The organism is Vicinamibacterales bacterium, assembly GCA_035699745.1.
Taxonomy (GTDB): Bacteria; Acidobacteriota; Vicinamibacteria; order Vicinamibacterales; family 2-12-FULL-66-21; genus JAICSD01.
The window spans coordinates 319,522-340,340 of sequence record DASSPH010000069.1 but is presented as its reverse complement, the minus strand read 5'-3'; the positions used below and the strand labels follow the sequence as shown (position 1 = coordinate 340,340).

The 20,819-nt window shown below is 70.3% G+C and carries 15 protein-coding genes; 9 read left to right on the top strand and 6 right to left on the bottom strand.

All coding sequences use genetic code 11. From position 1 onward, the window contains the following. On the bottom strand, positions 1-517 hold a 517-nt coding region (locus VFK57_16785; protein ID HET7697373.1), incomplete at its 3' end, for an amidohydrolase family protein. Positions 518-742: 225 nt separating this feature from the next. On the opposite strand from VFK57_16785, the gene VFK57_16780 reads away from it, so the two are divergent. Together VFK57_16780 and VFK57_16775 are read left to right on the top strand one after the other, a co-directional pair. Further along, positions 743-1,069, top strand: a complete 327-nt coding sequence (locus tag VFK57_16780) for a PadR family transcriptional regulator (GenBank protein ID HET7697372.1) — start codon at positions 743-745, stop codon at positions 1,067-1,069. Continuing rightward, on the top strand, positions 1,066-3,672 hold the full coding sequence (locus VFK57_16775) for an ADOP family duplicated permease (GenBank protein ID HET7697371.1): 2,607 nt from the start codon (positions 1,066-1,068) through the stop codon (positions 3,670-3,672). Before VFK57_16780 ends, VFK57_16775 begins: the two co-directional genes overlap by 4 nt. 99 nt (positions 3,673-3,771) lie before the next feature. On the opposite strand, the gene VFK57_16770 is transcribed toward VFK57_16775, so the two are convergent. Continuing rightward, positions 3,772-5,787, bottom strand: a complete 2,016-nt coding sequence (locus VFK57_16770) for a M13 family metallopeptidase (GenBank protein HET7697370.1) — start codon at positions 5,785-5,787, stop codon at positions 3,772-3,774. A 22-nt stretch (positions 5,788-5,809) separates the two neighbouring features. Here VFK57_16770 and VFK57_16765 point away from each other — a divergent pair, with 22 nt between their 5' ends. After that, positions 5,810-7,471, top strand: coding sequence for a glutamine--tRNA ligase/YqeY domain fusion protein (locus tag VFK57_16765; GenBank protein HET7697369.1), 1,662 nt, complete (start codon positions 5,810-5,812; stop codon positions 7,469-7,471). Positions 7,472-7,484: 13 nt separating this feature from the next. On the opposite strand, the gene VFK57_16760 is transcribed toward VFK57_16765, so the two are convergent. Beyond that, positions 7,485-8,180: an HAD-IA family hydrolase gene (locus VFK57_16760; protein HET7697368.1), complete on the bottom strand. Its 696-nt coding sequence runs from the start codon at positions 8,178-8,180 to the stop codon at positions 7,485-7,487. 109 nt (positions 8,181-8,289) lie between these two features. Continuing rightward, positions 8,290-10,761, bottom strand: a complete 2,472-nt coding sequence (locus tag VFK57_16755) for an ABC transporter permease (GenBank protein ID HET7697367.1) — start codon at positions 10,759-10,761, stop codon at positions 8,290-8,292. A gap of 167 nt (positions 10,762-10,928) precedes the next feature. Between VFK57_16755 and VFK57_16750 the strand changes: the two genes are divergently transcribed. Genes VFK57_16750 through hrpB form a run of 3 tightly spaced genes read left to right on the top strand, consistent with a single transcriptional unit; the run spans position 10,929 to position 16,230 of the window. Continuing rightward, positions 10,929-11,270 (top strand): PadR family transcriptional regulator, encoded by a 342-nt coding sequence (locus VFK57_16750; protein HET7697366.1) that lies wholly within the window; start codon positions 10,929-10,931, stop codon positions 11,268-11,270. Further along, on the top strand, positions 11,267-13,918 hold the full coding sequence (locus tag VFK57_16745; protein ID HET7697365.1) for an ABC transporter permease: 2,652 nt from the start codon (positions 11,267-11,269) through the stop codon (positions 13,916-13,918). The genes VFK57_16750 and VFK57_16745 overlap by 4 nt, the downstream gene beginning before the upstream one ends. A gap of 5 nt (positions 13,919-13,923) precedes the next feature. After that, on the top strand, positions 13,924-16,230 hold the full coding sequence (gene hrpB / locus VFK57_16740) for an ATP-dependent helicase HrpB (GenBank protein ID HET7697364.1): 2,307 nt from the start codon (positions 13,924-13,926) through the stop codon (positions 16,228-16,230). Positions 16,231-16,320: 90 nt separating this feature from the next. On the opposite strand, the gene VFK57_16735 is transcribed toward hrpB, so the two are convergent. Further along, a complete protein-coding gene (locus VFK57_16735; GenBank protein HET7697363.1) occupies positions 16,321-17,352 on the bottom strand; it encodes a hypothetical protein in 1,032 nt (343 codons plus the stop codon). Between the two features lie 43 nt (positions 17,353-17,395). Between VFK57_16735 and VFK57_16730 the strand changes: the two genes are divergently transcribed. Continuing rightward, a complete protein-coding gene (locus tag VFK57_16730) occupies positions 17,396-17,614 on the top strand; it encodes a hypothetical protein (GenBank protein HET7697362.1) in 219 nt (72 codons plus the stop codon). Here VFK57_16730 and VFK57_16725 read toward each other — a convergent pair. Continuing rightward, on the bottom strand, positions 17,573-18,127 hold the full coding sequence (locus VFK57_16725; protein ID HET7697361.1) for an outer membrane beta-barrel protein: 555 nt from the start codon (positions 18,125-18,127) through the stop codon (positions 17,573-17,575). The two genes, VFK57_16730 and VFK57_16725, sit on opposite strands and share 42 nt — an antisense overlap. Before the next feature lie 74 nt (positions 18,128-18,201). On the opposite strand from VFK57_16725, the gene VFK57_16720 reads away from it, so the two are divergent. Beyond that, positions 18,202-18,951: an exodeoxyribonuclease III gene (locus tag VFK57_16720; GenBank protein ID HET7697360.1), complete on the top strand. Its 750-nt coding sequence runs from the start codon at positions 18,202-18,204 to the stop codon at positions 18,949-18,951. Beyond that, positions 18,948-20,810: a VWA domain-containing protein gene (locus tag VFK57_16715; protein ID HET7697359.1), complete on the top strand. Its 1,863-nt coding sequence runs from the start codon at positions 18,948-18,950 to the stop codon at positions 20,808-20,810. Before VFK57_16720 ends, VFK57_16715 begins: the two co-directional genes overlap by 4 nt. Positions 20,811-20,819 lie beyond the last annotated feature (9 nt).

Sequence of the window (20,819 nt, the reverse complement as noted above, 5' to 3'; positions counted from 1 at the left end):
ACGCGTCGCGGACGATCTCTCCGCCCGCGACCTCGGCGACGGTGTCCGCGATCCCCGCCGCGCGCAGCGCCGCCGTATTGGCGAGCGCCATGTGGCCATCGAGGCGGTTGACCCACACCGGATGGTCCGGAGTGGCCGCGTCGATCCAGTCGCGCCGCGGCAGCTCGCCGCCCCACAGCGTGTGATCCCAGTCCCCGCCCGTGATCCAGGTCCCGGCCGGCACGGTGGCGGCAAAGGCCTTGATCCGCGCGGCGAACTCCTCGCGCGTTCGCGCGTCGCGCAGCTGCACCGACGCGAGGCGGAACCCGCCGTCCAGGAAGTGCACGTGCGTGTCGGTGAAGCCGGGCACGACGAAGCGCCCGCCGAGGTCGACCGTCCTCGCGGTGCCGGACATGGCACGGATCGCGGCGCTGCTGCCAACGGCCGCGATGCGCTCGCCGGCGATCGCGATCGCTTCGGCGTCCGGTTGATCGCGCTGGCCCGTCCACACGCGGCCATTGACGAGCGCGAGGGTCACCGCGGGCCCTCCCGCCGGCTGTGAAGTGGCGGGACGTCCGCACGACGCAGCCACGGTGGCGGCGGCGAGCAGCAGAGAGGCGGCGAGTCGAGATGAGCCATTCATGCCCGTCCAGCTTACTCGTGCCGAAGGGCCAGGGAACATCGCCCGGAAGCCCATCGTAGGTACAAACCGGTTCGCAATTATCTCTACAAACGCGATATATTGGCGGCAGGCGGAGATCCGATGAAAGGCGAGCATCTGGGCGAGTTCGAGGAGTTCACCCTCCTGGCGGTGCGGGCGCTGGGCGATCGCACGTACGCGGTTCCGGTGCAGCGCTACGTCGAAGAGGCGACCGGCCGCTCGACGTCGATGGGCGCGATCTATGCGGCGCTCGCCCGGCTCGAAGACAAGGGCTTCGTGCAGTCGTCGATGGGGGAAGCGACAGCGCGCCGCGGCGGCAAGCCGAAGCGGCTCTTCCGCGTGACGCCGCTCGGCCTGAAGACCGCGCGCGATCTGCACCGCGTCCGCGAGCGGATCTGGAATGCCATCGCCGAAGGGCGGCGGTCGTGACGCCGCCTCATCCGCGACCCCCGCGACTCGCCCGCTGGCTGCTGCGTCTTCGTCCGCTCGGCAGCCGCCGATCCGATGTCACGGCGGATCTCGAGGAAATCTTCGCCGAGCGCGTCGACCACGGCGGCCTGCCGCACGCGCGCCGGCGCTATTACCGCGACGTGATCAGCCTCTGGGCGTGGAACGTATCGGGCCGCCGGCTCGCCGCGGACGCGATGCAGGATCTGCTGCACGGGCTCCGCGTGTATCGCCGCAATCCCGGCGCCGTCGCCATCACCGTCGTCGGCTTGGCGCTGGCGATCGCGGTGAGCACCTCGGTCTTTGCGCTGCTGAACGCGTCGCTGCTGCGTCCGACCGGCGTCAGCGATCCCGATTCCACCGTCCGCGTCATGCGCGCGTTCGAGCAGGGCACGTCGACGGCGTGGCCGTACGCGGACTACCTGACGCTCCGCGAGCACGCGCGGATGCCGCTCGAGGCGACGCTCGGCGATCGCGCGCGCCTGAGCCTGGCGCGGCCGGCGGGGCAGGACGGCGGGGAGTCCGTGCCGGTCGCGTTCGTCGGGGAAGGGTTTCTGCGCGTGTTCGGCGCGCGGCCGTTTCGCGGCCGCATCCTGCAGCCGAACGACGATGCGCCCGGCGCTGCCGCGGTGGCGGTCGCGAGCTACGGCTTCTGGCGCCGCACGCTCGGCGAAGACCCGAACGTCGCCGGCAGGACGATCTGGCTGAACGGCGCGCCGGTGACGATTGTCGGCGTGACGCCGAGGTGGTTCACCGGATTCAGCGATCATGCGCCCGCGCTGTGGGCGCCGTTCGCCTCGTATGGCGTGCTCTACGGCGGCTCGCCGCTCACCCGCACATCGGCGGTCGGCGTGAATGTCACCGGACGCATTCCGGCCGGCGCGACGAGAGAGCAGGCGGAGGCGGAGTTGAGCAGCGTGGCGGCGGCCGCCGCCAGGCCGGAGCCGGGGCTCGGCCTCACCTCCGGCGTGCGGCTGGACCCGGCGGGCTCGCGTGTTCCCGAAGGCGGCCCCGTCGTGCTCGTGCTGGTGCTGACGATCGTGTTCGTCATCCTCGGTCTGATCGTGCTGCTGGCGTGCGGCAACGTCGCCAATCTGCAGCTCGCGAGCGCGATCGCCCGCCGGCGGGAGATCGGGCTGCGCATCGCGCTCGGCGCCGCTCGCGGCCGGATCGTCCGGCAGCTCGTGACCGAAAGCGTGGCGCTCGGGATCGCCGCCGGGCTGCTGGGACTGCTGCTGGCCCTGTGGCTGAGCCCGGCGCTTGCCGCCGTGGTGAAGCTGCCGGCCACGGTCGACTTGACGCCCGACGCGCGGGTTTTCCTCTTCGTCACCGTGGTGTCGATCGCCGCCGGCATCGGCGCGGGGCTGGCGCCGGCACGGCAGGGCGCCGCCGGCGACATCGTCACAGCCCTGAAGGGAGATGCGCCGCGCCAGGGGAGTTCGCGTCCGGGCCGGACGCGTTCGATCCTCATCGGCGTGCAGGCCGCCGCGTCGCTGGTGTTGATCGTCGTGGCCGCACTGCTGACCCGCGCAACGGTGCGCGCCGCGCACGTCGACATCGGATTCGACGCCTACCGCCTGGCGGCGGTCGCACCGGATTTCACGCGCGAGCGCTACGACGCGTCCCGCAGCCGCGCCTACTGGTCCGCCGCCCTCGAGCGCGTCCGCGCGCTTCCCGCCGTGGCATCCGCATCGCTGGCCTCGTACTCGCCGTACGGGGGCGGGCGCGCGGTGACGAATCTGAATCGCAACGGCACTCGCTCTCGCGTGTATTCGAACGACGTGCTTCCGGACTACTTTTCCACGATCGGCATCCGCGTCGTCCGCGGGCGCACGTTCACGGACGGCGAGGCCGCCGGACATGCGCCGGTGGTGATGATCAGCGAAACGCTGGCGCGCGATTTCTGGCCGGGGCAGGATCCAGTCGGGCAGTCGTTCGCGCCGTTCGACGGTTCGAACGCGACGGTCGTCGGGGTCGTGGCGGACGCGATCACGACGGATCTCCGGGAGCGCAGCGCGGCGGCGTTCTACCGGCCGCTCGGAAGCTACGAATCGGCGCGCCTCGTGATCAGGACGCGAGCGGCTCCCGAAGGTGCGGTGCCGGCAATCCGCGACGCGCTGCGGCCGCTCGATCCGGGGCTGTGGCTCGACGTCAATCTCGCCGCCACCGGCTTGCGCGAACAACTCGAGGAGCCGCAGATCCTCGCGTCGCTGGCCGGCGGACTTGCCGTGCTTGCCCTCGCCCTCGCCGCCGTCGGCATCTACGGCGTCACCGCGTTCGTCACCGGTCAGCGCACGCGGGAAATCGGCGTGCGGGTCGCGGTTGGCGCCAGCCGCGCCGACGTGCTGGCGCTCTTGCTTCGCGACAGCCTCCGCCCGGTGGCGATCGGCATGGCGGCGGGCATGGTCGTGGCGCTGATCGCGGGGCAATTGTTCGCCGCGGTGTTATACGGCGTGGGACCGGGTGATCCACTCGCGTTCGCCGCGGCGTCTGGCATTCTCTTCCTGTCCGCCGCGGCCGCCGTATTCCTCCCCGCACGGAGGGCGGCGCAGGTGGATCCGGCGTTCGTCCTGCGCCAGTTCTGATCCGCAGGACATTCTGAATCACGCTGAAGATCGTGGTCGCGGCGCCGACTCCAGGCGCCAGGGTCAGAATGGCTGTATCGGAAGTCCTGCCACAGGACATCACCAGATCCTGATGCGCTCGGCGGGCGCCCTGTACAGCCGGTTCTCCGCTTTGACACCGAAAGCGTCGAAAAAGCCGTCGATGTTGCTGACCGCAGCGTTGGCGCGCAGCATCGGGGGTAGATACGCGTTCGTCTGCGCCGTGGATCGCAGATAGGCGTCCCGCTCCTTCGAGCGCCACATCCGGGCCCACCCCATGAAGAACCGCTGTTCCCCCGCCAGCCCGTCGATCACCGGGGCCCGGCGGTTGCCGAGCGACATCCGGTAGGCGCGGAGCGCCACCGACAATCCGCCCAGGTCGGCAAGGCTCTCGGCGGCGGCCAATGCCCCGCTCACGCGGACGCCAGGCAGGGCCTCATACCGGTCCAGTTGCGCCGCCAGGGCGGCGGCGCGCTCCTCGAAGCGCTGCGCGTCCGCGGCGGTCCACCAGTCGCGGACGGCGCCGCTGGCGTCGTACCGCCGCCCGCGATCGTCGAAGGCGTGCCCGATCTCGTGTGCGATGAGCGCGCCGACCGCGCCGTAGTTCACGGCCTCGTCCGCCGCGGCATCGAAGAGCGGCGGCTGGAAAATGGCGGCGGGCAGCACGATCTCGTTGGCCGCCGGCGTGTAGTACGCGTTCACCGTCTGCGGCGGCATCAGCCATTCGCCGCCGGCGCTGCCTCCGACGTTGCCCAGACGATACTGGTTGTCGAAGGTCAGCGCGCGCTGCCAGTTGCCGAGGAGGTCGTCCGCGGCGATCTCCAGCCCGCGATAGCTCCGCCACTGGGCCGGATAGCCGACGCCGGTGGACAGCGAGGACAGCTTGTCGAGCGCCTCACGCCTCGCGGACGGGCTCAGCCAGTCCGATTCCTTCAGAGCTGCGCGATAGGCGTCGACGACGCTGGCGAGGATCTTCTGCACGCGTGCGCGCGTCGGATCGGGAAACTGCCGCTCGACGTAGAGCCTGCCGAGCGCGTCGCCGAGGAACGCGTTCACCAGGCTGACGCCGCGCTTCCACCGCTCGCGCGGCCGTTCCTGGCCGGTGAGCGTCACGCCGAAGAAGTCGTACCGCGCGTCCTCGAAGGCGCGATTCAGATACGGTGCCGCCGCGGTGACGTAGCGCGCGAGCAGCCACGCCCTGAGCGTTGCGATCGGCGTCCGGGGAATGAGAGCGGCGAACGCCTTGAAGAACGACGGCTGCGCCAGGATGACGGCCGGCGAACGATCGATCCCCTGCGGGCGGGCCCAGGCGGCCCAGTCGAAGCCCGGCATCTCGGACGCGAGCTGGCGGAGCGTGAATCGCGTGTAGGTCAGGGCGGCGTTCCGGCTCTCCGCCTCCGTCCACGAGACGCGCGCCAGTGCCGTCTCGAACGCGAGCACCGCGCGTGCGTCTTCGCCTGGCGCCGCCCGGCCGGCCAGCTCGAAGACGCGGGTGAGATATGCGGCGTAGGCGGCGCGGATCGCCGCCAGCGACGCGTCGTCCTTCAGGTAATAGTCCCGGTCGGGCAGCAGAATGCCGCCCTGGGTGACGCGGACGACGACCGCGCCGCGATTCAGCGGATCGAGCCCGACGAGGCCGCCGAACGGACCGCCCGCGGCGATCGACGAGAGATAGCCCGCTTCGGCGGCAACGTCGCGCGCCGTGCGCATGGCGTCGAGACGCTGGAGCTGCGGCCGGATCGCGGACGCACCCCGCCGCTCGATCTCGTCGACGTTCATCATGCTCGCGTAGAGATCGCCGATCTGCTGCGCCGGCGAGCCGCGCGGGCGGTTCGGCCGCGCCGCGATCCGTTCGATGAGACCGCGGAGGGTCTGATCGGTCTGGTCGACGATCTCGGCGAACGCCCCGTAGGTGACGCGGTCCCCGGGGATGACGGTGCGCTTCAGCCACGCGCCGTTGACATGACGGAACAGATCGTCCTGGGGCGCCACCGCGCGGTCGAACTCCGCCGGGTCGAGGCCCGAGCGCGGCTGCCCGGCCGCGCCGGCGCCGGCCAGCGCGGCGGCGAGCAGAGCGGCGGCCAGAGGTCCGCGCATGGCGTGCACTATAATCAATAGTTTGCTCGACTTCATTCGCGCCATCGTTACCGAGGATCTGAGCGCCGGACGCAACGGCGGCCGTGTGGCCACCCGCTTCCCGCCGGAACCGAACGGCTATCTCCACATCGGCCACGCCAAGTCGATCTGCCTGAACTTCGGCATCGCCCGCGACTTCGGCGGGACCTGCAACCTGCGCTTCGACGACACCAACCCGGTGACCGAGGACGTCGAATACGTGGAGTCCATCGAGGAGGACGTCCGCTGGCTCGGGTTCGAGTGGTCCGGCCTGCACTTCGCGTCGGATTACTTCGAGCAGCTCTACGAGTACGCCGTCGAGTTGATCAAGGCGGGGAAGGCGTACGTCGACAGCCAGTCGGCCGACGACCTCCGCCGGAACCGCGGCACCCTCACCGAGCCGGGCACCGACAGCCCGTTCCGCAACCGCCCGGTCGAGGAGAATCTCGATCTCTTCGCGCGCATGCGCGCCGGAGAGTTCGAGGACGGCGCCCACGTGCTCCGCGCGCGCATCGACATGGCGTCCGGCAACATCAACATGCGCGACCCCATCCTCTATCGGATCAAGCGGGCGCACCATCATCGCACCGGCGACGCGTGGTGCATCTATCCGATGTACGACTTCGCGCATCCGCCGTCCGACGCGCTCGAGCACATCACGCACTCGCTCTGCACGCTCGAGTTCGAGGATCATCGTCCGCTCTACGACTGGCTCGTCGACACCCTGCCGGTGCCGGCGAAGCCGCGCCAGATCGAGTTCGCGCGCCTGAATCTGAGCTACACGGTGATGAGCAAGCGCAAGCTCCTCGAGCTGGTCGAAGAGCGGCACGTCGCCGGCTGGGACGATCCGCGGATGCCGACGATCGTCGGGATGCGGCGGCGCGGCTACACCCCCGAGGCGATTCGCGCCTTCTGCGATCGCATCGGCGTGGCCAAGCGGGAGAACGTGATCGACGTCGCGCAGCTCGAGCATGCGGTGCGCGAGGACTTGAACAGGCGGGCGCCGCGCGTGATGGGCGTGCTCCGTCCGCTTCGGGTGATCCTCGAGAACTACCCCGAAGGGCAGGTCGAGCACGTCGACGTGATCAACAACCCTGAGGATCCGGACGCCGGCACGCGCAAGGTGCCGTTCTCGCGCGAGCTGTTCATCGAACGCGACGATTTCAGGGAAGATCCGCCGAAGAAGTTCTTCCGCCTCGCACCCGGACGGGAAGTGCGGCTGCGCTGTGCCTACTACATCACCTGCACCGGCGTCGACAGGGATCCGGCGACCGGCGAAATCACCGCGCTGCGCTGCACGTACGATCCGGCCACCCGCGGCGGCGACGCGCCTGACGGCCGCAAGGTGAAGTCGACGCTCCACTGGGTCTCCGCGGCCCACGCCGTCGACGCCGAGGTCCGCCTTTACGATCGGTTGTTCAGCGTCGAAGAGCCGGGACGGCTCGAGGACTTCAGAACGGCGCTGAATCCGGGCTCACTGGAAGTGGTAGGGAGCGCCAAGGTCGAACCCGGCGCCGCGGCCGCCGCCGCCGGCACCCGATATCAGTTCGAGCGCATCGGCTACTTCTGCGTCGACCCCGACTCGCGCCCGGGAGCCCCGGTGTTCAATCGGACGGTCACGTTGAAGGACGCCTGGGCGCGGATCGAGAAGACCACCGCTCAGTAAGCGGCAAGCGGACTCAGTCGAATTCCCCCGCCGCGATCCGCAGGGCCAGCTCGGGCAGGGACCCGACGCGCGGGCAGTCTGCGTCGGGACGGAGGTCCGCTTCGTCCAGCAGCACGCCGCGCAGCCCGGCGTTCCTGGCGCCGATCACGTCGACGTGATAGAGATCGCCGACGTGGATCGTGGTGGCCTTGGTCGCGCCGCTTCGCGCCAGCGCGATCTCGAAGAACCGCGGGTCCGGCTTCTCCACCCCTTCGTCCGCTGAATCCAGCACGCAATCGAAACGCCGCGTCAGATCCAGCCGGTCCATGTGCCGCAGCAGCGTGCCGTTCGCGTTCGACACGACGACGAGCCGCAGCCCGCGCGCCCGCAGGCCCTCGAGCACCGGCACCACGTACTCGGGCACGTATTCCCAGAGGTTGCTGGCGGTGTGGTACTTGTGCAGCTCCGCGAGCGCCGCCGCGGTCGACTCGGACCGGCTGATCCCGGCGTGCGCCAGGACCAGATCGAAGAACAACCAGCCGCGCGTCGCGTCCGTGGTGCCGCCGATCACGCCGTGATCGTCCAGTTCCCGGCGCGCCGGCGGATCGGCTCGGATCAGCGCTTCCGCGGGCACGGTGACCCCCTCGGCAGCGAGCGCCTCGGACACGCGCCACCAGTTCGGATAGAGCAGCACGCCGCCGGCGTCGAGGAACACGGTTTCGAGCCCCACCCCCGCATTCTACCCGGCTGCCTTCGCCGTCACGAGGCAGCCACGGAGTTCACGGAGAACCACGGAAGAAACCGAATCAGGCTCCGTGTCGTCCGTGCGATCCGTGGCGCTAGTCGTTGAGGGCGATCAGCGGATCGATCCGCGACGCCCGCCTCGCCGGCACCGCGCAGGCGACGAAGGCCACGATCGCGAGCAGCGCCGCCACCGCGGCGAGCACGAGCGGATCCATCGGCTGGACGCCGAACAGCTGCGTCGCCATCGCCGTCCGGATCGCGAACGCGCCGGCGAGCCCGGCGCCCACGCCGATCGCCAGCAGCCACAGCCCCTCGGAGACGATCAGTCCGAAAATGCGGCGCGCGTCGCTGCCGAGCGCGAGCCGGATGCCGATCTCCTTGCGGCGCTGCGCCACCTGGTACGCCAGCACGCCATAGATCCCGATCGCCGCCAGGAACAGCGCGATGCCGCCGAACAGCGTCGCCAGCAGCATCGGCGTCTTCCGGCTGACCAGCGACTCGTCGACGAGCTCGGTCATCGTCCGGATGCCGAAGAACGGCAGCTCCGGATCGATCGCGCGCACCTGTTCGCGGATCGCGCCGACGACGGCCGACGGCTCGCCCGCCGTGCGGACCGCCATCGTCATGCCGCGCCCGACGTTCTGGGCGAACGGGAAGTAGTACATGCCGACCGGCTCCTTCTCGGTCAGTCCGGTCATGCGCACGCTGCCGACGACGCCGACGACGGTGTAGTAGCGGCTCTTCGGCCCTGGTCCGCTGTTCAATTCCTCCGCGGAGTCGGGCTGCCACATCCGGCGGCCGACCGGATCCTGATCCTTCCAGAAGCGGCGCGCGAGCCGCTCGTCGACGATGACCACGCGCGGCGCCCGCTCGTCGTCCGAAGGGCTGAAGAACCGGCCGCGCTTCAGCGGGATCGCCATCGCTTCGAAGAAGCCGGGGGAGACCGAGGCGTTGAACGGCGAGATCAGCGACTCCCCCTTCGCCATCACATACCCCTCCGCCAGGATCACGCTGTCGTTCGTATCGCCCGAGAGCGGGATACTGGAGGTGATGCCGGCGGCCTGCACGCCAGGCAGAACGCGGACGGCGTCCATCAGGCGGTTCCAGAAAGCGCGGACCTCGTCGTCTCCCTTGTAGCGGACCGTGGGCGGACTGACGACGCCGGTCATGAGGTGCGAGGCGTCGAACCCGGGCTGGATGGCGAGCACGCGCTGGAAGCTGGCGAGCAGCAGCCCGGCGCCGATGAGCAGCATGAACGCGAACGCGACCTGCGCGGCCACGAGCGTGCGGCGGACGAGGCGCGACCCTCTCGCCGCGGTGCCCGAGCGCCCCTCTTCGCGGAACGCCTGACTGAGATTGAGCTGCCGCAATCCCAGGACGGGGACGACGCCAATGATCAATGTGAGCAAGAGCGCCAGCGCGGACGTGAACGCCACGACCGCGGCGTCGATCGACACCGCGGTTCCCTGGGGTGTCTGATCGAGGCTGAGCACCGTCAGCGCCCGGACCCCGCCGTAGCCGAGGGCGAGCCCCGCCACGCCGCCGGCGAGAGCCAGCAGCAGTGTTTCGGTGAGGAGCTGCCGCGTGATCCGGCCGAACCCCGCCCCGAGCGCATGCCGCGTGGCCAGCTCCTTCATGCGCGCGCTCGATCTGACCAGCATCAGGTTCGTGACGTTCACCGCGCCGACCAGCAGCACGAAGACGACGCCGCCCCACAGCAGATACAGCGTGCTGCGCACGTCCCGGACCAGGTGTGCCTGCAGCGGCACCACTACCGTGTGGAAGCCGGCGTTGATCAGAACTTCCTTGAAATTGGGGAACCGATCGAGGTTGCGCTTGTTCAACGCGTCGATCTGCTGCCTCGCCTGCTCGACCGTCGCGCCCGGTTTGAGCCGCGCGACGTACGACCAGTTGTTGCTGTGGCGGCGCTCGTCGGACTTCTCCTCGGCGCTGAACGCCACCGGCGTCCAGACGCGCACGTCCGGATCGAGGAAGCTGAAGCCCCGCGGCAGGACGCCGACGACGGTGTGGGGCTGGCCGTTGAGGCGAAGGTCGCTGCCAATCGCGCTGTCCTGGCCGCCGAACCACTGCTGCCAGGCCGCGTACGTCAGGATTACCTTGCCGGTCTTGCCGACCTCTCCTTCCTCCTCGGTGAAGATGCGGCCGCGGACCGGCTCGACCTTCAGCAGGCGAAGCAGCGACGGCGTCGCCAGCATCGAGCGGATGCGCTGCGCCTCTCCCTGCCCGCTCAGCGTCACGCCGCGGGTGTTGTACAGGGCCTGTTCCTGAAACACGTCGGTTTCGCGCAGCCGATCGTAGTAGTCGGGGACGCCGTTCGAGCCGCGGCCGTCGGCGAGGCCGGCGCCGGGATAGGCGTTGTACATGTGGACGAGCTGCCCGGCGTCGCGGACCGGCAGCGGCTGCAGCAGCACGGCGTTGACCACGGCAAAGATCGCGGTGTTGGCGCCGATGCAGACGGCGAGCGTGAGGACGGCGGTCGCGGCGAAGCCGCGGTCTTTCCAGAGCAGGCGGACGGCGAAGCGGGCGTCTTGAAGGAGGCGTTCCATTTTGAGCTTTAGACGGCCGCTGCTGGGATGGAGTTCGAGGGTCGAGGGGCGAGGTTCGAGGGTCGAGGGGCGAGGTTCGAGGGGCGAGGGTCGAGGGTCGAGGATCGCGACGGCCGGTCCTGTTGACGTTCAACACGAGAAGGGGTAGGCTCCTGTTGGCATTCAACATGAGCAAGGCCGACGTTCTGCAGGGCACGCTCGATCTCATGGTGCTGAAGACCCTGGACTCCCTGGGGCCGCTGCACGGCTACGGCATCGCGCAGCGGCTGCTGCAGGTGTCCGACAGCGCGCTGCAGCTCAACCAGGGGACGCTGTATCCCGCGCTGCTGCGGCTCGAGCAGCGCGGCTGGATCGCGTCGAAGTGGGGCACCTCCGAGAACAACCGACGCGCCCGCTTCTATTCGCTGACCCGCACCGGCCGCAGGCAGCTCCAGCGCGAAGCGGAGGACTGGCAGCGCATGGCCGGGATCATGGCGCGCGTGCTCGGCGGCCAGGAGGATGCGCCGTGACGCTGCGCGAGCTCCTGGCGCGCCTCGCCGGCGCCCTCGGGCGCGGCCGCGGCGACGACGAGCTCTCGACGGAGCTGTCGTTCCATCTCGAGATGCTCGAGGCACAGCATCGCGCCCGCGGCCTCGATCCCGCCGCCGCCCGGCGCGCCGCCCGCCTCGATCTCGGCGCCGACGCCCCGATCGCCGAGGCGTGGCGCGATCAACGCGGGCTGCCGCCCGTCGACACGTTCGTCCAGGACGTGCGCTACGGCAGCCGGATGCTGCGGCGAACGCCGGGGTTCACGCTCGCCGCGCTGCTGACGCTTGCCATCGGCATCGGCGCCAACACCGCCATGTTCAGCGTCGTCGACGCGGTCCTGCTGCGGCCGCTGCCGTATCCCGAGCCGGAACGGCTCGTCGCCATCGGCGATCGCACGGCGGACGGCCAGGCGTCGAGCGTCGGCTTCGCGACCGTGCTCGACTGGCGCGAGCGCAGCCGCGCCATCGAGAGCTTCGCGATGATGCGGGCGTGGCTGCCGACGCTCGTCACCAACGGCGAAGCCGAACGGCTTCCTGCCGTCCGCGTCAGCGCCAACTACTTCGACATGATGGGGGTCCGTCCGGCGCTCGGGCGAGGGTTCACCGCCGACGACGATCGTCCCGAACACTGGCGCGTGGTGCTGCTGAGCGACGCGCTCTGGCGGCGCCGATTCAACGCCGACCCGTCGATCGTCGGCCGCACCATCACGATGAACGACCGCGCGTTTCGCGTCGTCGGGGTGATGCCGGCCGGGTTCGAGCCGCTCGACGCAGAGCGGTTCTACAACACCTCCGCGGAGTTGTGGGCGCCGATCGGCTATGCCCTCGGCGGCGACTCTTCGTGCCGAAGGTGCCAGCACCTGCGCGGCTTCGCGCGGGTGAGGCGCGGTGTCTCGCTCGCCGACGCGAGCGTCGAGATGAACGCGATCCGCGAGCAGATGCGGCGCGAGCATCCCTCCGAGTACGAGGCGGGATCCATTGCCGTCGTCCCGCTGCGTGATGCGCTGACCGGCAACGTTCGCGGCGCGCTGCTGGTGCTGCTCGCAGCCGTGGGATTCGTGCTGCTGATCGCGTGTGCGAACGTGGCCAATCTGCTGCTGGCGCGGGCGGTCACGCGCCGGCGAGAGCTGGCGCTGCGCGCCGTGCTCGGCGCCAGCCGCGGCCGGATCGTCCGCCAGCTGCTCACCGAGAGCCTGCTGCTCGCCGGCGGCGGCGCGGTTGCCGGCGTGCTGCTTGCCGCCGCATCGCTCGAGGCTGTGGCGGCGCTCGCGCCGGTGACGCTGCCGCGGATGTCGCATATCGCCATCGACGCACGCGTGCTCGCGTTCACTGCCGGCCTCACGATTCTGACCAGCCTGATTTTCGGACTGGTCCCGGCGTGGCGCGAGGGCCGGGCGAGTGCCCCGCGGACGCTGGCGGTGGACTCGCGCGGCAGCGTCGGCGGCCGATCTCGCGCGCAAGCGGTCCTCGTGGTCGCGGACCTCGTCCTGGCGCTGGTGCTGCTCGCCGGCGCCGGGCTGATGCTGCGCACCGTCCGCGCGGTGGTGCAGACGAATCCGGGCTTCAACCCCGATCGCATCCTGGCGCTGTCATTCTCGCTGGTCGGCCAGGCCTACGCGGAAGACTCCGCCGTCGTCGCGTTCCAGGAGCGGGCGCTCCAGCAGCTGCGCGCGCTGCCTGGCGTGGACGCCGTCACGCTCGCGGGGCAGGTGCCCTTCGGCGGCAACGGCGACTGCCGCGGCTTCCATGCAAGCGGACGCATGAAGCCCAATCCGGTCGACGACCCGTGCATCGAGCGCTACGGCGTCACGCCGGACTACTGGGGGTTGATGGGCATTCCGGTCCTGGCCGGCCGGACGTTCACGGAGGCCGACACCGCCGCCGCGCAGCCGGTGCTGGTGATCTCGGAGTCGACCGCCAGGCAGGTCTGGGGGGGCGACAGCCCGCTCGGCGCGCAGGTCCGCATGGGCAATTCCGAGCGCGGACCCTGGCGGACCGTCGTGGGCGTCGTGGCAGACGTGCATCACGACGATCTCACCGCGTCTCCCGCGCCCGCGATGTACACGCCGCAGACGCAGTTCACGGACTCATTCCTGGTGGCGCTGGTGAAGTCCGCCACGCTGGACCCGGCAACGCTCGTCGCGCCCGTCCGCGCCGTGTTCCGCTCGCTCGATCCATCCGTGCCGATCTACGACGTCGCGACGCTGCCGGAGCTGGTGGCGAAATCCTCCGCCGAGCGGCAGTTCGTCATGCGTCTGCTGGCCGCGTTCGCCGCGGTCGCGGTCTTTCTCGCGGCCATCGGTCTGTACGGCGTCGTCTCCCACGGCGTGGCGCAGCGGACGCGGGAAGTGGGCGTCCGGGTGGCGCTCGGCGCCCAACGGCGAGACGTGCTGGCGCTCGTGCTGGCGGGCGGCGCGAGACTGGTCGCGGCCGGCGTGGCGGCAGGCATGGCCGCGGCTGCGCTCGCGACGCGGTCCCTGGGCACGCTCGTGTTCGGCGTCAGCCCGCTCGACCCGCTGACGTTCGGAGCGGCGGCCGTCATGCTGACGGTGGTCGCGCTCGGCGCACACATCCTGCCGATCCGCCGCGCGCTGCGGATCGATCCGGCGGCGGCACTCCGGTCAGAATAGGCAGCGTGGACGCGCTGCCGATCGATGCACACCTGCCGGCGATTCTCGACGCCGTGCGATCGCGGCGCGCTCTCGTCCTCTCTGCCGCCCCCGGCGCCGGGAAGACCACGCGCGTCCCGCCGGCGCTGGCCGCCGACGGCGTCGTGCTCGTCCTGCAGCCGCGCCGGATGGCCGCGCGGGCGATCGCGCGGCGGATCGCCGACGAGCGCGGATGGATGCTCGGCCGTGAGGTCGGCTGGCACGTGCGTTTCGAGCGCAGGTTCACCGCCGGGACGCGGGTGATCCTGGCGACCGAAGGCATCCTCACGGCCCGCCTCCAGCAGGATCCCCTGCTCGCCGGCGTCGCCACCATCGTCATCGACGAGTTTCACGAGCGCAGCATTCACGCCGACCTCGGTCTCGCGCTGGCGAAACAGGCGTGGCGCGCGCGCGACGACCTGCGGATCGTCGTCATGTCGGCGACTCTCGACGGCGGCGCGGTCGCCGCCTTCCTCGGCGACTGTCCGCGCATCGACGTGCCCGGCCGCGGGTATCCGCTCGACATCGAGTACCGCCCCGGCCAGGCGATCGCCGCGGCCGCGCCCGCGCTTCTGCAGGGCGGCGGAAGCGTGTTGTGCTTCCTTCCCGGCGCGGGGGAGATCGCGCGCGCGATGAACGAGGTCCGCCCCGCGGCCGGTTCGGGTGTCGAGGTGCTGCCGTTGCACGGCTCGCTGACGGCCGACGAACAGGACCGGGTGATGTCGCCGCGCGGCGGCCGCCGCATCGTTCTTGCGACCAACATCGCGGAGACGTCGCTCACGGTGCCGGACGTCACGGCGGTCGTCGACAGCGGCTGGCAGAAGATTGCGCGGTACGACGCGGATCGGGGCATCGATTCGCTGGAGCTGGAGCGGATCACCGCGGACGCCGCCGATCAGCGCGCCGGGCGGGCCGGACGCATCGGTCCGGGCCGTGTCCGGCGGTTGTGGGACCCCGCCGATCGGCTGCGGCCGCACCGCGAAGCGGAGATTCATCGCGTCGATCTCTCGGATGCGGTGCTCGACATTCTCGCGTGGGGCGGCAGTCCGTTCACGTTCGAGTGGTTCGACCCGCCGGGCGGCGACCGCATCGAAGCCGCCGTCGCGCTGTTGACGCAGCTCGGCGCCGTACGCGACGGCACGGTGACGCCGCTCGGGGCGCGGATGAAACGCATTCCGCTCCACCCGCGGCTGTCGCGGATGCTGCTCGAGGGCGGCGGGCGCCGCGACGTCGCGCTGGCCTGCGCGCTGCTGTCGGAACGCCATGCGATGCCGCGGCACCCGGCGACAACGTCGAGCGACCTGCTGACGGCGGTGGGCGACGATCGGTTCGTGCCGCCGCACGTGCGCGAGGTGGCGAGGCGCCTCGCCGATGTCGCGCGCGACTCGGGCCTGTCTCCCGTCAGCGAAGACGAAGACACGTTCCTGCGCGCCGTGTTCTGCGGATACCCCGATCGGGTCGCGAGGCGCCGCGAGCGCGGATCGCCGCGCTTCCTCCTCGCCTCCGGCCATGGCGGCGTGCTGGGACGCGAGAGCGGCGTCGGCGACGCGCCGTTCATCGTCGCCGTCGACGTTCAGGCGGGACGCCGCGGTGAGACGGCGGAGGCGACGATCCGGATCGCGAGCGCGATCGATCCTGGGTGGCTCGAGCCATCGGACATCCGGCTGGAGCACGCGATCGAGTCCGGACGTGTGCGGGCGGTCGAGCGCACCTGCTACGGTGCCATCCCGATCGCCGAGCGCCCGTCACTGCCCGATCCCGAAGAAGCGGCGCGGCTGCTCGCCGGGGCGTATCTGGCGCGCGGACTGAGCGAGCGCGACGAGCAGCTCCTCCGCCGGCTGCGTTTCGCGGCGCTCGATCCCGACGTGACGTCGCTCGTGCGCACCGCTGCCGCCGGCCGGCGCAGTCTCGACGAGATCGATCTGCGGGCCGCGCTCGAGTGGCCGCACGCGCGTGTCCTGGAGCACAGCGCGCCGGAGACGATCCCGGTGCCGAGCGGCCGCACCGCCCGTCTGACCTACCACGAAGACGGCACGGTCTCCGCCGCCGTCAAGCTGCAGGAACTGTTCGGTCTCGCCGAATCGCCGCGCCTCGGCCCGCGCCAGGAACCCGTCATCTTCGAATTGCTCGCGCCGAACGGCCGCGCCGTGCAGACCACGCGCGACCTGCGCAGCTTCTGGAACACGACGTATCAGGACGTCCGCAAGGAGCTGCGCGGACGCTACCCGCGGCATCCCTGGCCCGAGGATCCGTGGACCGCTCCCGCGACGGCGCGGGCCAAACCCCGTCACTGATCTCGGGCGCGGCGCTGTCACGCTCGCACCGAGTTCACACAGATCGCGGAACGGTTCCGCTCGGCGCCTTCCGCACGCCGCTTGCCGCTTTCACACGGCGCGCAGCTGCTCGATGCGCGAGCGCAGCGAGGCGGTGAATGACTCCTCCTCTTCCGGCGTCGCCCCGCTGGCGCGCAGCGCGGCGCGCAGCTGCGCGTCGGTGACGCGTCCGAGGTAGCGGCACAGCCACCGCGCATCCTCCGGCGTGATGTTGGCGCGCGCGTCGCCGGTCCGCTGGCCGGTATAACCGAACTGCACGTAGCCGCTGGTCACTCCCGTGACGAAGCTCGGCGTCTGCGCCGCGAAGCCCGCCGCATCCCAGCGCCCGCGCGTGACGACGGTGTTGCCCCACCGGCCCATCGACCCGCCCCAGTCGACAATCAGGTACTGCGCTTCGCGGCGCCAGCGCGACACGCGGGTCACGTAGATCGCGGTGTTCGATCCGCGCGCGACGTCGCGCTGATCCTTGTTGTCCCAGTTCGAGATCAGCATCAGCAGGATCTTCAGTCCGGCCAGCTCGCGCGTGCCGAGGAACGGATTGTCCGTCCACGACCAGCTGTGTTCCTCGAACAGCTTCAGCACTTCCGGATCGTCGAGCTCGAAGCGCGCGTCGACGAACGCGCCGTGTTCGTCCAGGCAGGACGCCGCGCGGGTGAGCGCGCGCGCCTCCTCGACGCGCCCGGCGGCGACGCGATGCGTCACCTCGGCGAAGTAGCCGCACGCCCACGCCAGCCGCACGGCGAACGTCTCGCACGGCACTTCGGGCCCCCACTTCACGCGCCAGCGCCGTCCATTCGCATCGCGCACCGAGACGCAGGGCTGCGTGCCGCTCGAGTGCTCTTCGATGAAGCGATACGGCGCCGCCGGCGCCTGGGACGGGCCGCCCGGACCGGCGATCAGATCCAGCGATTCGACCGCGCCCGGATCCCGCCAGAGACGATGGCGCACGCCGAACAGCGGCCGAGGTCCCGCCTTCTTCACCTTGTAGTAGCCAAGCGTGCGCCAGAAGAGACGCAGCCCGAACAGCGCCGCGGCCGCGCCGGCAGCCGCGTAGGCGATGTAGGACAAAACCTCACTTGGCATCGGGGATTAAACCGCCGGCGAGCCCGCGGAGTCTAAACACGACGTGCGAATACTCCGCGGGCTCACCAGCCACGTGCTGCCGTGCGGGTGCGTGGCAGGCGTCTACGAGACCTACGACGGCACGGTGATCACGCTCGTCGACGAGCGCGAAGCCACCTGCCAGATTGACACACACGAGAACGGGAAGAACATTCCCGACGCTCGCCGCCTGACGCCCCCGTCAGAAGTACGTCTTCACGCCGAACGTCAGCGACAGTCCTGATGGGTTGAGATTGAACGTGTCGATCTTCGGCACGATGTGATAGCGCGCCTCCCCCTTCACCGCAAACGTGTCCGAGGTGAAGTACTCCACGCCGCCGAAAATATTGCCGCCGAACTTCGTCTCGCTGTCGCCGAGATTCTGGCCGTTGTCGCGGAACTGCAGGAAGTACGCGCCCAGTCCCGCGCCGACGTACGGGTGCACGGCCCCCCCTTCCCAGTTGTGCACCAGATCGGCGCCGATGCGGACCTGCCGCAGCGAGTCGCTGTCCTCCGGCTCCCATTTCGGATTCATCCAGCCGATCCCGACCCGCAGGCTCTCGCGGGCGGTGAGGTAGTGCTCGAAGAAGCCCTCCAGTACGGGTCCCATCTTCAGCGCATCCTCCCGCGGCAGGAAGATGCCGACTTCGCCGCCGACGGCGCTGGCCCCCTCGTGCGGCATGCGCGGCTGCGCTGACGCGGTCGCGGGCAGCGCGAGCATCAGCGCCAGTCCGCAGGCGAACAGTTGAGCTTTCATCACTTCTCTTCCTCCTGTCGAGGCAGGAAGTCGCAAGTTGGATGCCGCCGGGACGTACAATTCGGATAACCCCAATGAAGATCGGCACATGGAACGTCAACGGCATCCGTGCCCGGCAGGCTCAGGTGCAGGAATGGGTGGAACGCGAACGGCCGGATGTGGTCTGCCTTCAGGAGATTAAGGCCGTTTCGGATCAGGTGCCCGCCGCCTTGTGCGAGATGGAGGGGTACTGGTGCTACTGGCACGGAACGAAGGGGTACTCCGGCGTCGCCCTGCACGTCCGCAAAGGCTTCTCCCCCGACCGTCCCGCCTTCCGTCACCCGGAGTTCGATTATGAAAGCCGGATCGTCACCGCCGAGATCGCGGACCTGACGGTGGCGTCGATCTACGCGCCGAACGGCGGCAAGGACTTTCCCGCCAAGATGCGGTTCATGGAGGCGCTCGACGAGTTTTCCGCCGCGCTGCAGGCGGCCGGCCGCCCCGCGGTGCTCTGCGGCGACCTGAACATCGCCCGCGCCGACATCGACGTTCATCCCAAGGAGCGCAAGCCCCGGGCGATCGGGCAACTTCCCGAGGAAAGGGCCCTGCTCGAGCGCATAATCGGGAATGGCCTCGTGGACACGGGCCGGGCGCTGGAGCCCTCCAACGATCAGTTGTTCACCTGGTGGGCCCCCTGGCGCAATATGAAGGAGCGCAACATCGGCTGGCGGCTGGACTACGTCCTCGCCAGCCAATCCGTCTTCGACCGCGTCGAATCGTGCGTCGTCCAGCGCGAGTTCGGCACGAGCGATCACGGCCCGGTCGTCGCGACCTTTGATCTATGACGAGAGCGGCTTGGCTGGCGGCCATGGCGGCCGCGGCACTCATCACGACGCCGTCCGCGCAGCAGCCGCAGCAACCGGCCGCGCCGCCGTCGTCCGCGCCGCCGCCGTCCGCGCAAGCCCCCGCACCGCAAACCGATCGTCCGGCGCAGCCGCCGGTGTTCCGCGGCGGCACCAATCAGGTCCGCGTCGACGTCACCGTGCTCGATCGCAAGGGGCAGCCGATCACCGATCTGACGAAGGACGACTTCGAGCTGCGCGAGGACGGCGTCGAGCAGTCGATCGACACGCTCAAGCTGATTGAAGCCACCGGCGCGGCGCCGGACGACGACACGTCGCTGCCGATCCGATCGAAATACCACGCCGCCGCGGAGGCGGCGCGGGACGACATCCGCGTGTTCGTCATCTTCTGGGACGAGTACCACATCGGCCAGATGGCGCCGGCGATCCGCGCCCGCGCCGCGCTCAGCGACTTCGTGCAGTACGCGTTCGGGCCGACCGACCTCGTCGCGTTGATGGATCAGCTCACGCCGGCCGACGCCATTTCCTTCACCCGCGACCGCCGCGCGCTGGCCGAGCAGGTGAACCGGCTGCGCGGCCGCCAGGGCGTCTACCTGCCGCCGCGCAGCGCCGTCGAGGAAGCGCAGATGTACCGCGCCCGCGACATCGAGATGCTGCGCTCGCAGGTCACGGCCACGGCGCTCGAGTCCACGATCGCATACCTCGGGTCGATCAAGGAAGGGCGCAAGGCGATCCTGTTCGTCTCGCAGACGATCGGGCGGGTGGGCACGGCGCCGACCGACACGTTCAGCTGGCTCGACGCCGCGATCCGCCTCGCCAACGCCAACAACACGACGATCTATGCGTTCGATCCGCGCGGCCTCGAGATGAACACGCGCACCTCGGACGTGCTCCACAGCCTGGCGGAGCAGACCGGCGGCAAGCAGTATTCGAACAACTCCCCGGCCGCCGCGCTGCGCGAGGTGGTGCGGAACGCGCGCGCCTTCTACCTGCTCGGCTACGCCTCGTCCAAGAATCCCGCCGACGGCAAGTTCCACAAGATCTCGGTGCGCGTGAGACGGCCGGGGGTCGAAGTGAAGTCGCGCACCGGATACTACGCGCCGTCGTTGAACGAGATGGATGCGGCGCGCAAGACCGCCGCGGCGAACGAGCCGCCGCCCGAGATCTCGCGCGAGCTGTCGAAGCTGGTCGACGTGCCGCACATGGAGATCGCCGGCGATCTGTGGGCCGGCGCCGCGCCGGGGCCGGAAGGCAGGCCGCGCGTGACCGTCGCCTGGACGCCCCGGGACGGGGCCGGCGCCGGCGTGTCGATCCGCGCCAGCGCCGAAGACGGCCACGTCTACTTCGACGGTCCGCTGCGCAACGGCCGGGTGTCGTTCGACGCCGCGCCGGGCAGCGTGAAGATCCGCCGCACGGTCGAGGAAGCCGACGCCACGACCGCCAGCCGCTACGATACCGTGCTCGAAGTGCCGAACTTCGCCGCGTCGGCGCTGTCGATCGGAACGCCGATGCTGTTCCGCGCGCGGACGCCGCTCGAGCTCCGCACGATCCAGTCGACGCCCGATCCGGCGCCGTTTGCCGGACGTCAATTCGAACGCACCGATCGCATCGTCGCGCGGTTCGGCGTGTTCGGCACCGGCGCCGCCGACGCGACCGTCACGGTGACGCTCCTCAGCCGCCGCGGCGCCAAGCTGGCGACGATGCCGCTGAAGACGACCACCGGCGGATACGAGCTCGATCTGTCGGTCGGCTCGATCGCCCGCGGCGACTACGTGTTCGAGATCGTCGCCTCGCGCGGCGCCGATCAGGCGAAGGCGCTGCTCCCGTTCCGCGTGAACTGATCCCGGCGC